12 protein-coding genes are annotated in these 14313 nt (G+C 48.1%); 9 read left to right on the top strand and 3 right to left on the bottom strand.

Annotated elements, in window-relative coordinates; translation table 11 throughout:
* The first annotated feature begins 112 nt into the window (after positions 1 to 112).
* The 4 genes from tig to lon all read left to right on the top strand — a co-directional run bounded on the left by tig (position 113) and on the right by lon (position 6015).
* Complete coding sequence (gene tig, locus ABD980_RS01840) at positions 113 to 1420, top strand: trigger factor (RefSeq protein WP_260649582.1); 1308 nt, start codon at positions 113 to 115, stop codon at positions 1418 to 1420.
* Positions 1420 to 2079, top strand: a complete 660-nt coding sequence (gene clpP / locus ABD980_RS01835) for an ATP-dependent Clp endopeptidase proteolytic subunit ClpP (protein ID WP_300646546.1) — start codon at positions 1420 to 1422, stop codon at positions 2077 to 2079. Before tig ends, clpP begins: the two co-directional genes overlap by 1 nt.
* A gap of 77 nt (positions 2080 to 2156) precedes the next feature.
* Complete coding sequence (gene clpX / locus ABD980_RS01830) at positions 2157 to 3437, top strand: ATP-dependent Clp protease ATP-binding subunit ClpX (RefSeq protein WP_260649583.1); 1281 nt, start codon at positions 2157 to 2159, stop codon at positions 3435 to 3437.
* Between the two features lie 142 nt (positions 3438 to 3579).
* Positions 3580 to 6015 (top strand): endopeptidase La, encoded by a 2436-nt coding sequence (gene lon, locus ABD980_RS01825; RefSeq protein ID WP_300646548.1) that lies wholly within the window; start codon positions 3580 to 3582, stop codon positions 6013 to 6015.
* 75 nt (positions 6016 to 6090) lie between these two features.
* Here the strand turns inward: lon and lexA are convergent, their stop codons facing one another.
* Together lexA and ABD980_RS01815 are read right to left on the bottom strand one after the other, a co-directional pair.
* Entirely contained in the window at positions 6091 to 6711 is a 621-nt protein-coding gene (gene lexA, locus ABD980_RS01820) for a transcriptional repressor LexA (protein WP_465263287.1), read from the bottom strand.
* A gap of 98 nt (positions 6712 to 6809) precedes the next feature.
* Positions 6810 to 8012 carry an amino acid aminotransferase gene (locus ABD980_RS01815; protein ID WP_345369187.1) on the bottom strand — a complete coding sequence of 401 codons (1203 nt, stop codon included), beginning with the start codon at positions 8010 to 8012 and terminating at the stop codon, positions 6810 to 6812.
* A gap of 73 nt (positions 8013 to 8085) precedes the next feature.
* On the opposite strand from ABD980_RS01815, the gene uvrB reads away from it, so the two are divergent.
* The 5 genes from uvrB to iscA all read left to right on the top strand — a co-directional run bounded on the left by uvrB (position 8086) and on the right by iscA (position 12699).
* Positions 8086 to 10113: an excinuclease ABC subunit UvrB gene (gene uvrB / locus ABD980_RS01810; RefSeq protein ID WP_300646552.1), complete on the top strand. Its 2028-nt coding sequence runs from the start codon at positions 8086 to 8088 to the stop codon at positions 10111 to 10113.
* 134 nt (positions 10114 to 10247) lie between these two features.
* On the top strand, positions 10248 to 10751 hold the full coding sequence (locus ABD980_RS01805; RefSeq protein WP_260649590.1) for a Fe-S cluster assembly transcription factor: 504 nt from the start codon (positions 10248 to 10250) through the stop codon (positions 10749 to 10751).
* 15 nt (positions 10752 to 10766) lie between these two features.
* Complete coding sequence (locus tag ABD980_RS01800) at positions 10767 to 11963, top strand: IscS subfamily cysteine desulfurase (RefSeq protein WP_345369183.1); 1197 nt, start codon at positions 10767 to 10769, stop codon at positions 11961 to 11963.
* A gap of 9 nt (positions 11964 to 11972) precedes the next feature.
* On the top strand, positions 11973 to 12365 hold the full coding sequence (locus ABD980_RS01795) for an iron-sulfur cluster assembly scaffold protein (RefSeq protein WP_260649593.1): 393 nt from the start codon (positions 11973 to 11975) through the stop codon (positions 12363 to 12365).
* 10 nt (positions 12366 to 12375) lie between these two features.
* The gene (gene iscA / locus ABD980_RS01790; RefSeq protein WP_260649594.1) at positions 12376 to 12699 is read left to right on the top strand and encodes an iron-sulfur cluster assembly protein IscA; all 324 of its coding nucleotides are present in this window, start codon (positions 12376 to 12378) and stop codon (positions 12697 to 12699) included.
* 92 nt (positions 12700 to 12791) lie between these two features.
* Here the strand turns inward: iscA and lysS are convergent, their stop codons facing one another.
* Positions 12792 to 14309, bottom strand: coding sequence for a lysine--tRNA ligase (gene lysS / locus ABD980_RS01785; protein WP_345369180.1), 1518 nt, complete (start codon positions 14307 to 14309; stop codon positions 12792 to 12794).
* Positions 14310 to 14313 lie beyond the last annotated feature (4 nt).

The raw sequence follows: 14313 nt of genomic DNA, 5'->3' as shown, positions 1-14313 counted from the left end.
TGCATATTTACCCCCATTTGGCTTAGCTTGCTGGCTTTGGCGGTTATGTTTTGAATGGATTTCCGGTAAAATATGTGTTTTTTGTTAAACCACTTATTTATATAGGTCTCTAATGCAGCCCGAGGTTGAAATTCTGTCCGGTTTGGAGCGCCGAATCGATGTCGTCGTATCCACGGCCGATGTCGAAAAAGAAGTCCAAGCGCAACTTAAACGTGTGGCGCGTACCGCCAAGATCCAGGGTTTTCGCCCCGGAAAAGCCCCTCTATCTATTGTAGAGCGCAGCCACGGTCCTAGCATTCGTTACGAAGCCATCAACAATGAATTGGGCAAAGCGCTCGATGAAGCCATTGAAAAAAGCGGATTGCGTGTAGCGGGTGTACCATCGATTGAACCCAAAGAGGACGCCGCCGAGGGCACCATGGCTTTCACAGCCACCTTCGAGGTCTATCCTGAAATCACTTTGCCTAACCTAGCAGAGCTAGAGGTCACTCGTAGCAACGTCAATGTTGGCGATGCAGAAGTCGATCGTACTATTGATATTTTACGTAAGCAGCGTGCTAACTACGAAGCACGTGAGGATCGTGCGGCTCAAGACGATGATCGCGTCACACTTGACTTCACTGGTAAGATTGATGGTGAGGCCTTTGAAGGCGGTTCGGCTGAAGCATTCTCTTTTGTTTTAGGTCAGGGACGTATGTTGCCCGAATTCGAGGAAGCCGCTAAGGGTATGAAAGCAGGTGAAGAAAAAACCTTCCCCTTAACTTTCCCCGAAGACTATGCTGGCACCGAGGTCGCTGGCAAAACAGCCGAGTTCACAATTAAAATCACCGAGGTCGCTGAGCCTATTTTGCCTGAGCTAAACGATGAGTTTGCTAAGCAGTTAGGACAAGCCGAAGGCGATATCGATGCCTTGTTGGCAGACGTACGTGCTAACATTGAGCGAGAGGCCAAGGCTCGTGTTCAAGCTCGCACCAAAGCCAGCGTGATGGATGCTTTATTAAAAGCTTCTGAGTTTGATATTCCTAAAGCGCTGGTAGATAACGAAGTTCAGAATCGTGTGGCGATGGCACGTCAGGAGCTTCAGCAACGTGGTTTGCCTAATGCTGACTCCATGCCTATTCCCGAGGAAATCTTCAAAGACGAAGCCGAGCGTCGTGTACGTTTGGGTCTGTTGCTCTCCGAGCTCGTACAGCAAGCCGATTTAAAAGCGACGCCCGAGCAAGTACGTGCTCGCATCGAGGAATTTGCTCAAAACTACGAGCAGCCTGAGCAGGTGATCAGCTACTACTTATCAGACGCCCAACGTCGTGCTGAAATCGAAGCGATCGTATTGGAAGACAACGTGGTCGAACATGTTGTATCCCAAGCTAAAGTTACCGATGAAGACGTCGCGTTTGAGCAACTAATGGGAAATAACTAATGTCGTCTCGTTTTATCGACTTCTATGCTTCCATGTATGGTGGACAGTCCGTGACCCCTACGGGGCTGGGCTATGTGCCTATTGTGGTGGAGCAGTCTGGCCGCGGAGAGCGTTCTTATGATATTTACTCACGCTTATTGCGTGAACGCATTATCTTTTTGGTTGGGCCGGTTAATGACCACTCCGCAAACTTAATTGTGGCGCAGTTGTTGTTCCTAGAGTCGGAAAACCCAGATAAAGATATTTCGCTATATATCAACTCGCCTGGTGGGTCGGTGTATGCGGGTATGGCTATCTACGATACGATGCAGTTTGTGAAACCCGATGTGTCGACATTGTGCACGGGCATGGCAGCTAGCATGGGGGCCTTTCTTTTAGCCGCTGGTAAAAAAGAAAAGCGCTTTGCTCTACCTAACTCGCGTATTATGATTCATCAGCCATCGGGGGGAGCCCAAGGGCAAGCGACGGATATCCAGATTCAAGCCAAGGAAATCTTAAGCTTGCGTGAGCGCCTGAATGCAATTTTGGCCGACAATACGGGTCAAAGCATAGAGCAGATTGCCTTAGACACAGAGCGAGACCGTTTCATGGATGCCCAAGAGGCGGTCAGCTATGGTCTGATAGATCAGGTACTAACACATCGTTCTGACGATAATTAATTAGCAGCGGCGCGATAAGTAGCGCCGCTATGCCCATGCCATTTGCGGTTTTCCGCACTTTTTGACTGTATATTCTTATGTCCGACAAACATTCGGCCGACGATAAAGCCCTACACTGCTCTTTTTGTAATAAAACACAAAGCGAAGTAGCGAAGCTTATTTCAGGTCCTGGCGAAGTCTACATTTGTAATGAGTGCATTAGCCTCTGCAATGAGATGATCCTAGAGGACAAACAAGAGCAGAGCACGGCAGAATTACTCGGTACGCAGTTACCCACGCCACAAGAAATCAAACATTTTTTAGATGATTATGTTATTGGTCAAGATCAACCAAAACGTAATCTGGCTGTGGCGGTTTACAACCACTATAAACGTATTCAGCATACAAGTGCCGCTGATGATGTGGAGCTATCCAAAAGTAATATTTTGCTGATTGGGCCCACGGGTTCAGGCAAAACACTGTTAGCTCAAACCTTAGCGCGTATGCTAAAAGTACCATTCGTGATGGCAGATGCTACCACCCTAACCGAAGCCGGTTATGTGGGCGAGGACGTGGAAAATATCGTCCAAAAGCTCTTGCAATCATGTGATTACGATGTAGAAAAAGCACAACGTGCCATTATTTACATTGACGAAATTGATAAAATTTCTCGTAAAGCCGATAACCCTTCTATTACCCGTGATGTTTCTGGGGAAGGCGTACAACAAGCTTTATTAAAAATTATCGAAGGCACAGTGGCTTCGGTACCGCCACAAGGGGGGCGTAAACACCCTAACCAAGATTTTATTCAAGTCGATACCACCAATATCTTATTTATTGTCGGCGGTGCGTTTGATGGTCTGGAAAAAGTGATTCAAAATCGCACGGAAAAATCCGGCATTGGCTTTGGTGCAAAAGTCAGTGTAAAAAGCGAGCGTGGGGTGGGAGAGCTTTTCGCCGAGGTCGAGCCCGAGGATTTGATTAAATTTGGCTTGATTCCAGAGCTGGTCGGGCGCTTGCCTGTTGTCACCACCTTACAAGAGCTGGATGAGGAAGCGTTGATTCGTATTTTGACGGAGCCTCGTAACGCCTTAATTAAACAATTCCAAAAGCTTTTCGAAATCGAAGGCGTGGAGCTAGAGGTCGAGGACGCCGCATTACAAAGCATAGCGCAAGCAGCGATTAAACGTCGCACGGGCGCACGTGGTTTGCGCTCCATTGTTGAAAAATCACTATTAGACACCATGTATGACCTACCGTCTTTACAAAATGTGAGCAAGGTCATCTTGACTAAAGACGCCGTAGAGGGCAAAGACAAGCCCGTTTTGGTCTATCAAACCTCAGGCCAAACCGCATCCGATCAAAATGCGGTGGCGTAGTCTGACTGGATACGCATCATTCGGTACCTTTTGATACTTGAAATTATCCGATTTGCCACAATCTGTAAGTCAGAAGCTAGAACCACAGGGGAAGCTATCTTGCTTCCCCTTGTGGTCTGTAGGTAATTAAAAGGAAATTACTATGTCTGCAAGCCAGATTTTAACTATGGAATCCAAGGAATTGCCACTGTTGCCATTGCGCGATGTTGTGGTGTTTCCGCATATGGTGATTCCTTTATTTGTTGGACGTCCACGCTCCATTAAAGCATTAGAACTAGCGATGGAGTCAGGCAACACCATTTTGTTGGTGGCGCAAAAAACGGCTAGCAAAGACGAGCCCACCGCCGACGATATGTATGAAATCGGCTGTGCGGCAACGATTCTACAAATGCTTAAGCTCCCCGATGGCACAGTTAAAGTCCTTGTCGAGGGGGTTGAGCGCGCCAAAATTGAACAGGTTGTAGATAACGAAACCCACTTTAGCGGCTTTGCGGTAGCTGTAGAAAGCACAACCGATGAGCTCGCCGAAGCCGAGGCTTTGCGTCGTGCTGTGGTAGCTCAGTTCGAGCAGTACGTTAAACTTAATAAAAAAATCCCGCAGGAAATTCTGACTTCTTTAAGTGCAATTGACGAAGCTGGTCGATTGGCCGATACCGTTGCCGCACATCTTCCGTTAAAACTTGAGCAAAAACAGTCCATGCTTGAGTCGGTAGCGGTGGTGGACCGTCTCGAAGCATTATTAACACAGCTAGAAACCGAAATCGATATTTTGCAAGTCGAAAAGCGGATCCGTGGCCGTGTGAAAAAACAAATGGAAAAGAGCCAGCGCGATTACTATTTGAATGAGCAAGTTAAGGCAATTCAAAAAGAATTGGGCGAAGGCGAGGACGGTGCAGAGATCGAAGAGCTTGAGCAGCGTATCGAGGAAGCGAAGCTGCCTAAAGATGCTCAGAAAAAAGCAGAAGCGGAGCTAAAGAAGCTAAAGATGATGTCGCCCATGTCGGCTGAAGCCACCGTGGTGCGCAACTATTTGGACACCTTGGTGGGGTTGCCATGGCGCAAACGCAGCCGCATTAATAATTCGTTAGAAAATGCGCAAAAAGTACTGGATGCCGATCATTATGGTTTGGAGAAAGTCAAAGAGCGCATTATTGAATACTTGGCAGTACAGCAGCGCGTCTCTAAGCTGAAAGCCCCTATCTTATGTTTGGTTGGGCCACCTGGGGTGGGTAAAACCTCATTAGGGCAGTCCATTGCTAAGGCGACAAATCGTAAATACGTGCGTATGGCCTTAGGTGGTGTACGTGATGAGGCCGAAATACGTGGGCACCGCCGTACCTATATTGGCTCTATGCCTGGTAAGATCTTGCAAAATATGGGCAAGGTTGGTGTGCGTAACCCCTTGTTCTTGTTGGATGAGATCGACAAGATGGGAGCGGATTTCCGTGGGGATCCTGCCTCTGCATTACTCGAGGTCCTAGATCCTGAGCAAAATCACACCTTCCAAGACCATTATCTTGAAGTGGATTTTGATTTATCGGATGTGATGTTTGTTGCAACCAGCAACACCTTAAATATTCCCCCGGCTCTATTAGACCGTATGGAAGTGATTCGTTTATCCGGTTATACCGAGGACGAAAAGGTAAACATCGCTTTTCAGCACTTGATTCCAAAGTTAATGAAAAACAATGGGGTCAAAGACAACGAGCTAGAGATCACCGAGGACGCGGTGCGGGATATTGTCCGTTACTACACCCGCGAAGCCGGGGTGCGTTCTTTAGAGCGAGAGATCAGTAAAATTTGCCGTAAGGCCGTGCATAAATTCCTCTTGCTACCTAAAGGCAGCAAGGCTGAAGCGCTAGTGGTCACCAGTGAAAATCTGAATGACTACCTTGGGGTACGCCGCTACGATTTTGGTGTAGCGGAGACCGAAAACAAGGTGGGCCAGGTAACTGGGTTGGCGTGGACAGAGGTAGGTGGGGATTTACTCACTATCGAAGTTGCAGATATGCCCGGTAAAGGTAATATTCAACGCACAGGCTCTATTGGCGATGTCATGAAGGAATCGGTAGAAGCCGCACGTACGGTAGTACGTTCACGGGCCCAGCAGTGGGGGATTGCAAGTCCGATTTTCGAAAAGCGCGATTTGCACGTCCACTTCCCTGATGGGGCTACCCCTAAAGACGGGCCTTCGGCAGGGATTGCGATTACCACAGCGATAGTGTCATCGTTAACCGGTATTCCTATTCGTGCTGATGTAGCGATGACAGGAGAGATCACTTTACGCGGGGAAGTGCTTGAAATCGGTGGTTTGAAAGAGAAACTACTAGCAGCCCAACGTGGTGGGATTAAAACTGTCATGATTCCTGAGCAAAACGTAAAGGATTTGGCTGAGATTCCTGATAATGTGAAAAATACGCTCGAAATTATCCCAGTACGCTGGATTGATCGAGTGCTAGAGGTCGCATTAGAAAAAATGCCAACGCCTTTATCGGATGAGGAGCTCGCACGCATTACTGCAGAGGCCGTAGCGGCGAAAAGCAGCACAGAGACAGCTGGGGGATTAACGAAGCACTAAGCTTTGTATAGTCTTAAGGCGTAAAAGACCCTCATGCTCTATGTTGTAGCATGAGGGTTTTTTTTATTTGGTTATTTAGTTAAAGCTTTGGTCGCGGATGAGACCAACTGCGATGCCCTCGAGGGAAAAATCATCAGAGGCTCGAACAATAATGGGCTCGTAGTCGGGGTTTTCAGGAAGTAAATTTAAGCCGTTAGCTGTGCGCTGTAAACGTTTGACAGTGACTTCGTCGCCTAGGCGTGCTACTACAATTTGACCATTACGGGCGTCAGTGGCTTTTTTAACGGCGAGTAAATCGCCATCTAAAATGCCGGCATCGCGCATGCTTAAACCACGCACGCGTAATAAATAGTCTGGGGCTTGGCTAAAGAGAGCAGGCTCTACACCGATTTCGCGCTCGATGTGCTCGGCGGCAAGAATAGGGTTGCCGGCTGCCACACGCCCAATAATAGGCAAAATAGAGGAGCTGGAAGGCGAGACGGGCGGATCAATTAAGAGACGAATACCGCGAGAGGTGCCTGAGATCAGCTCAATCGCACCCTTGCGGGCCAAGGCTTTAAGGTGGTCCTCTGCGGCATTGACGGATTTAAAGCCAAAGGTTTGGGCGATTTCGGCACGCGTTGGCGGAAACCCTGTGCGTTGGATTTCAGAGCGAATAAGATTGAAGATCTGTTGTTGACGAGCGGTTAGTTTCACAGCGTGACCATTAAACTGATATTTTATACAGTTTAATTGTTAACTAAATACTTAGAAAAAGCAAGAAAAAGCCGGCGTAGCCGGCGATTTTTCTATACTTAACGTAAAACTCGTGCAATAGCTGCGGCGACAGTGTCTATATTATGTGCATTGAGCGCCGCTACACAAATACGGCCGGTGTCTAAAATATAGATCGCGTCCTCGTCGCGTAAGGTGTGGACTTGCTCTTGGCTAAGCCCGGAATAAGAGAACATGCCTTTTTGCTGCAAAATAAAGTCCATATTTTGTACAACGCCATGTTCTTTGAGTTTAACAACAAGCTGCTGGCGCATGGACTGAATACGCTCTCGCATGTGTTGTAGTTCTTGTGTCCATTGCTGGAAGCGTTCAGGCTGCCCAAAAACGGTGCTGACGATTTTAGCACCGTGAGTAGGAGGATTTGAGTAGTTCGTGCGTGCTAGGCGCTTAAGCTGGCTTAATACGCGTGGGCTTTGTGCGGCGTCTGTGGTGATAACAGTTAATGCACCGACACGTTCACCATATAAAGCAAATGATTTGGAAAACGAGGAGCTTACTAACATGGGGATGCCTTGTTCGGCGAGCAAACGTACGGCGGCTGCGTCCTCGGCTAGACCGGTGCCAAAGCCCTGATAAGCAATATCCATAAAAGGAATATGCTGCTTGGCAACTAATAGTTCGGCGAGCACTTGCCATTGCTCAGCAGTGGGGTCAATGCCTGTGGGGTTATGACAGCAGGCATGCAAGACCACAATGCTTTGGTCGGGTAGTTGCTCTAAAAAAGAGCACATGGCTTCAAAATCTAAACCCCGAGTATTGGCATCGTAATAGGGGTACTCAACGACTGTAAAGCCAGCTTTTTCAAATAGGGCCCGATGGTTTTCCCAGCTGGGGTTGCTAATAGCTACGGTAGCGTTCGGGCAGAGGCTTTGTAGAAAATCGGCACCAAGCTTCAGAGCGCCGGTGCCTCCTAGACTTTGTACCGTTACAGCACGCTGTTCTGTGAGGGGGCTCGATGTACTGCCCAAAAGCAGCTGTTGTGCGCCTAGGTTGTAGTTATGAATCCCGTCGATGGGAAGATAGCCTCGTGCTGCAGATTGGTCGGCAAGGTCTTGTTCGACCTGAGCGACTACGGGTAATAAGGGCATACGTCCTTGGGCGTCATAGTACACGCCAACCCCAAGATTAACCTTATGCGGGCGAGGGTCTGTGTTGAATTGTTCGTTTAACCCAAGAATAGGATCGCGTGGAGCTTGGGGCACGCTGTCAAAGAGGGAAGTCATAACAAAAATGCAATGGGTGCGAATGAATGAAAAATAATGGGATAATAGCAGTATCTATCAATGTGGGGTCAGTATGCAAACCTTTACGCCGCAATTCGTACAATATCCGAATAGTCCTTTTCAATTATTTCAGCCTTATCCGCCGGCTGGCGACCAGCCTACAGCGATTGCGCAGCTGACCGAGGGGTTGGACGATGGCTTAATGTATCAGACCTTATTAGGGGTGACGGGATCAGGAAAAACGTACACGATGGCGAATGTGATTGCTCGTAGTGGGCGACCTGCTATTGTTTTAGCTCCTAATAAAACCTTAGCAGCACAGCTCTATGCTGAAATGCGAGAGTTTTTTCCTAAGAATGCGGTGGAGTATTTTGTTTCCTATTATGATTATTATCAGCCCGAGGCATATGTGCCATCACGGGATTTATTCATAGAAAAAGACTCTTCCATCAATGAGCATATTGAGCAAATGCGCTTATCTGCGACTAAAAGCTTATTAGAGCGTCCAGACACCATTATTGTTGGTTCGGTTTCTTGTATTTATGGTATAGGAAATCCGGCAGATTATCATGCGATGGTGCTGACATTGCGTGTGGGCGATGAAATAGGTCGCCAAGAGCTATTAGCACGCTTAGTTGCTATGCAGTATGAACGCAATGATACCGAGTTCGAGCGGGGGATGTTCCGAGCTCGAGGCGAGGTAATTGATATTTTCCCAGCTGAAAACGCGGAGCAAGCGCTACGCGTAACCCTTTTTGATGATGAAATTGAAACATTAGCTTTATTTGATCCTTTAACAGGAAAAGTCCAGCAAGAGCTGCCACGCTTTACCGTTTATCCCGGTTCGCATTTTGTGACACCGCGAGATACTGTTTTGCGCGCCATAGAGACTATAAAGCTCGAATTAAAAGAACGGTTGGCAGAGTTAACCGCGCAGGGTATGTTAGTTGAAGCACAGCGTTTAGAGCAGCGTACGCGTTTTGATCTAGAAATGATGTACGAATTGGGGTTTTGTAAAGGGATCGAAAACTACTCACGTCATTTATCTGGAGCGAAAGCAGGTGATCCGCCACCGACCTTAATTGATTATTTACCTAAAAATGCCATTATGTTCATTGATGAAAGTCACGTGACGATAGGGCAAATTGGTGGCATGTACAAAGGGGATCGTTCACGTAAAGAAACCCTGGTGCAGTTTGGTTTTAGATTGCCGTCGGCGTTAGATAACCGTCCATTGAAAATGGATGAGTTTGAGCAGCGTATGCCACAAACCGTTTTTGTGTCGGCGACGCCAGCGGCTTATGAGCAAGCCCATGCGGATCAGGTAGTAGAGCAAGTAGTGCGACCGACCGGTTTGGTCGATCCTGTGGTCGAAGTGCGACCTGCTACCACGCAGGTCGATGATGTGTTTGGCGAAATCACGTTGCGTGTAGCGCGCCAAGAGCGGGTGTTAATCACCACGCTTACGAAGCAAATGGCAGAGGATTTAAGTGCTTTTTTAGCTGAGCATGGGGTCAAGGTTCGTTATTTACATTCAGATATTGACACCGTAGAGCGCGTTGAGATCATTCGTGATTTGCGTTTGGGAGTGTTTGATGTCTTGGTTGGGATTAACCTGCTACGCGAGGGACTGGATATCCCCGAGGTCTCATTGGTTGCGATTTTAGACGCTGACAAAGAGGGTTTTTTGCGTTCTGAGCGAAGCTTAATTCAAACTATTGGTCGCGCTGCACGTCACTTGCATGGTCATGCGATTTTATATGCGGATCGCATCACGGATTCTATGCGTAAAGCCATGGATGAAACCGAGCGACGTCGAGAAAAGCAACTACGTTTTAACGAAGAGCACGGGATTACTGCCCGAGGTGTGAGCAAGGCTGTGCGAGATATGATTGACGGGGTAATTGCACCTCATCAGGTTGAGCTCGAGGCCTTGTCACAGCTTTCCTTGGATGCGATCAAGGACGAAAAAACCCTAGCGCGCGAGCTGAAGCGATTAGAGAAAAAAATGCTGGATCATGCTAAGAACTTAGAGTTTGAGGCAGCAGCACATGTTCGTGATCAGTTACGACAGCTCAAGGAGCAAGCCTTATTGTCCTAGGAACTTTTTTTGTGTAAATCAGACTAATCCCTCGCAATCCCTTACAGAATAAGTGGGTATTTGTTATACTAGACTAAATTGGTCGGGTATAGCTGGGCTATTGGCCATTTACCAACTATTTCAAGGACATCATTATGCGTTTAACCACAAAAGGACGTTTTGCTGTAACAGCAATGATTGATCTGGCCTTGCGCCAACAAAGCGGTCCGGTTACCTTGGCAAAGATCAGTGAACGCCAGAGCATTTCCTTGTCGTATTTAGAGCAGTTGTTTGGCCGTTTGCGTCGTCATGAGCTGGTGGAAAGCACTCGGGGTCCCGGGGGGGGATATAGCTTGGCTCGCTTGGCGCGTCATATTACCGTGGCGGATATTATTTTTGCTGTGGATGAGCCTTTGGACGCAACGAAATGTGGCGGCAAGGGCGATTGCGAGGTCGATGAGCAAGGAAATCGTATTCAATGTATGACGCATGAGCTCTGGGCGACATTAAGCCGTAAAATGGTGGATTATTTAGACTCGGTTTCGCTGCAGGATTTAGTGGATCAACAGCGGATGCGCCAGCTCGAGGCTTCTGTACGCCAACAGCAAAAAACCCAAAGCGTATCGGCTCCTATTCGCACTCAGCAAGCCACTTGCTAAACAGAGGAGTTTATTTTGTCGGCCTCATACCCTATTTATCTTGATTACGCGGCCACCACGCCGATCGATGCGCGAGTACTAGAGCGCATGATGCCGTGGCTAACGACGCATTATGGCAATGCAGCATCTTCGAGTCATGCCTATGGTTGGGATGCGGAAGAAGCTGTAGAAAAAGCTCGCGCACAAATTGCGCAAGGCATTGGCGCGCACCCACGCGAGATCGTTTGGACTTCGGGAGCCACTGAATCCAATAATCTGGCCATTAAAGGGGCGGCTTTAGCGTATGCAGATAAAGGCAAGCACATCATTACTGTTAATACCGAGCATAAAGCGGTCTTGGACACGTGTGCTTATTTGGAAACGCAGGGCTTTGAGGTCACATATTTAGCCGTTGATCCAGAGGGGTTAATTACCTTAGAGCAGCTGCGTGCAGCCATCCGTCCTGATACGATCTTAGTATCTGTGATGGCGGTGAATAATGAAATTGGTGTGACACAAGACATTGAGGCCATTGGGCAGCTTTGTGCCGAGCTAGATGTGTTGTTTCATGTAGATGCGGCACAGGCGGTAGGCAAAGTGAACGTAGCTGTCGATACGCTGCAGGTGGACCTTATGTCTTTCTCAGGGCATAAAATTTACGCTCCAAAAGGAATCGGTGCTTTGTATGTGCGACGTAAACCGCGCGTGCGGTTAGTGGCGCAAATCCACGGTGGGGGGCACGAAAGGGGTTTCCGCTCTGGGACCTTGGCCACACACCAAATTGTCGCCATGGGTTATGCTTTTGAGCTAATGCTCCAAGAACAGCCGCAAGAATATGCGCGTATCCAGCGTTTGCAACAGCAGCTTTGGCAGGGGTTGCAGGAGGCCTTACCGCAGATTTATTTAAATGGCTCCGTGACCAAACGGGTACCACATAACCTAAATATTAGTTTTGCGGGTATCGAGGGCGAGGCCTTGATGATGGCTTTACAGGGGTTAGCTTTATCCAGCGGTTCAGCATGTAATTCGGCTAGTTTAGAGCCATCATATGTGCTGCAAGCTATTGGCCGCGACCCACAGTTGGCACATAGTGCGTTACGTATTAGCTTAGGTAGACAGACGACCGAAGAGCAGGTGCAAGCGGCGTTAACGGAAATCATCACTCAAGTGCGGCGCTTACGTGCGCTCTCACCCGTATGGCAGCCCGATGCTTCGGCAACCATGATGGCATAAGGACAGCGGATGGCTTATTCAAATCGTGTTATGGCTCGCTTTATGCAGCCAACGTTCCAAGGTGAATTAGCACCCCAAGCTCAGCATCGGTATTTGCAGGCTCAGGTTGGGTCGTTAGACCAAGGGGCTGTACTTCAGCTGTCTGTGTTGGTTGATGAACAGACACATTGTATTGATGCCGCACGCTTTAAAATGTACGGTTGTGGTGCATGCATAGCAACAGCAGATGTTTTATGTGAACAGCTGATTGGTTTAAATCAACAAGCGCTTGGGGATTATTCGGCGCAAGGGATCGCAGAATATTTAGCATTGCCCCCAGTAAAGCTTCATTGTACATGGTTAGCCGAGGAGGCTATCCAACAGATTTTGATGGCATGGCAATCTGCCAGTCTTACACATTAAGAGGTGTTATATGTCTATTACGTTGACGGCTCAAGCTGCCGAGCACATCAATAAACACATCGAAAAACGCGGTTCGGGGTTAGGACTACGTTTGGGTGTACGCTTAACCGGCTGTTCCGGAATGGCTTATGATGTGGATTATGTAGATCAAGCAAATGAGAATGATCACATCTTTGAGGATCATGGCGTCAAGGTTTTCGTGGATCCACGTAGTTTGCCTTTTGTGGATGGCACAGAGATTGACTTCGTGCGCCAAGGCTTAAGCGCCACATTCAAATTTAAAAATCCGAATGAAAAAGCCGCATGTGGTTGCGGCGAATCGTTTATGGTATAGGTTTTATATTGTCAGCTATGCGCAGTGATGAGCTGCATAGCCTATAAAAAAATCCCGCTATGCTAACCGGCAAGCGGGATTTTTTATGGGGGTTATTCGGCGCGCCGTAAATGTGGGAATAAAATCACATCTCGAATGCTAGCGCTATCTGTTAACAACATAACCAAACGGTCTATACCAATACCACAACCGCCAGTGGGAGGCATGCCGTATTCAAGGGCGCGAATGTAGTCAGCATCATAATACATGGCTTCCTCATCACCCGCGTCCTTGGCTTCGACTTGAGCCATAAAGCGCGCCGCTTGGTCTTCGGGGTCATTTAACTCAGAAAAACCGTTAGCAATTTCGCGCCCAGTAATAAAGAGCTCAAAACGCTCGGTGATGGCTGGGTCGTGATCGGACGCACGGGCTAAAGGAGAAACCTCGACCGGGTAGTCAACAATAAAGGTGGGGTGCCAGAGCTTGGCTTCGGCGGTTTCTTCAAAAAGCGCTAACTGTAAAGCGCCTATGCCCGCATGCATAAAGGCAGGAGCATCGATATCCACTTTTTTACGGCGTAACTCGGCACGTAAAAAGTCCATATCGTTAAGTTGTTCTGTGGTGTAGTCAGGGAAGTATTTTTGGATGGCCTCTACAATTGTTAGACGGTCAAAAGGCTGGTCCAGACGTAATGCCTCGCCCTGATACTGTACGTGAGCCGAGCCACAAGCAGCTACTGCCGCCGCACGGATAAGGTTCTCGGTGAAATCCATGAGCCAGTGATAATCCGTATACGCCGCGTAGAACTCCATCATCGTGAACTCAGGGTTGTGGCGTGGGCTGACCCCCTCGTTGCGGAAATTACGATTGATTTCAAAAACCCGCTCAAAGCCACCGACAATAAGGCGCTTTAGGTACAGCTCAGGGGCAATGCGTAGATACATTTCCATATCTAAAGCATTGTGGTGCGTGACAAACGGTTTTGCGGCGGCGCCACCAGGGATGGGGTGTAGCATTGGCGTTTCTACCTCTAGAAAGCCGGCTTCAACCATATGCTGACGAATACTATTGATTGCTTTGCTACGCGCTAAGAAGGTTTGACGGGTCTCGTCGTTCATGATGAGATCCACGTAGCGCTGGCGATAGCGTAATTCTTGGTCGGCTAAACCGTGGAATTTATCTGGTAAAGGGCGTAAGGATTTAGCTAATAAACGCAACTCGTGCGCTTTGATGGATAGTTCGCCTTTATTGGTTTTGAAGACCTCACCACGTACCGCCAAGATATCACCAATATCCCAGGTTTTAAACTGCTCGTAGAGATCTTCGCCAAGAGTTTTTTTGTCTAGGTAAATTTGAATACGGCCGCTGCTGTCTTGAAGCGTAGCAAAACTGGCTTTACCCATGACGCGCTTAAGCATCATACGGCCGGCGATAGAGGCAGTATGCTGAAGCGTAGCAAGCGTTTCTTTGTCTTTATCATCGTATTGTTGATGAAGTTGGGCGGCGCTATGCTCGGGCTGATAGTCGTTTGGGTAGGCGTTACCGTGCTCGCGTAAGGCATTGAGTTTGGCACGTCGTTCAGCAATTAAGTGGTTTTCGTCAACATGCGTTGACTCAGTCGTAGAAGTCATGAGT

This window comes from Paenalcaligenes hermetiae (assembly GCF_039543645.1).
Lineage (GTDB): Bacteria > Pseudomonadota > Gammaproteobacteria > Burkholderiales > Burkholderiaceae_B > Paenalcaligenes > Paenalcaligenes hermetiae.
The sequence above is the reverse complement of the archived record's forward strand: the minus strand, read 5'-3'. Positions and strand labels throughout refer to the sequence as shown.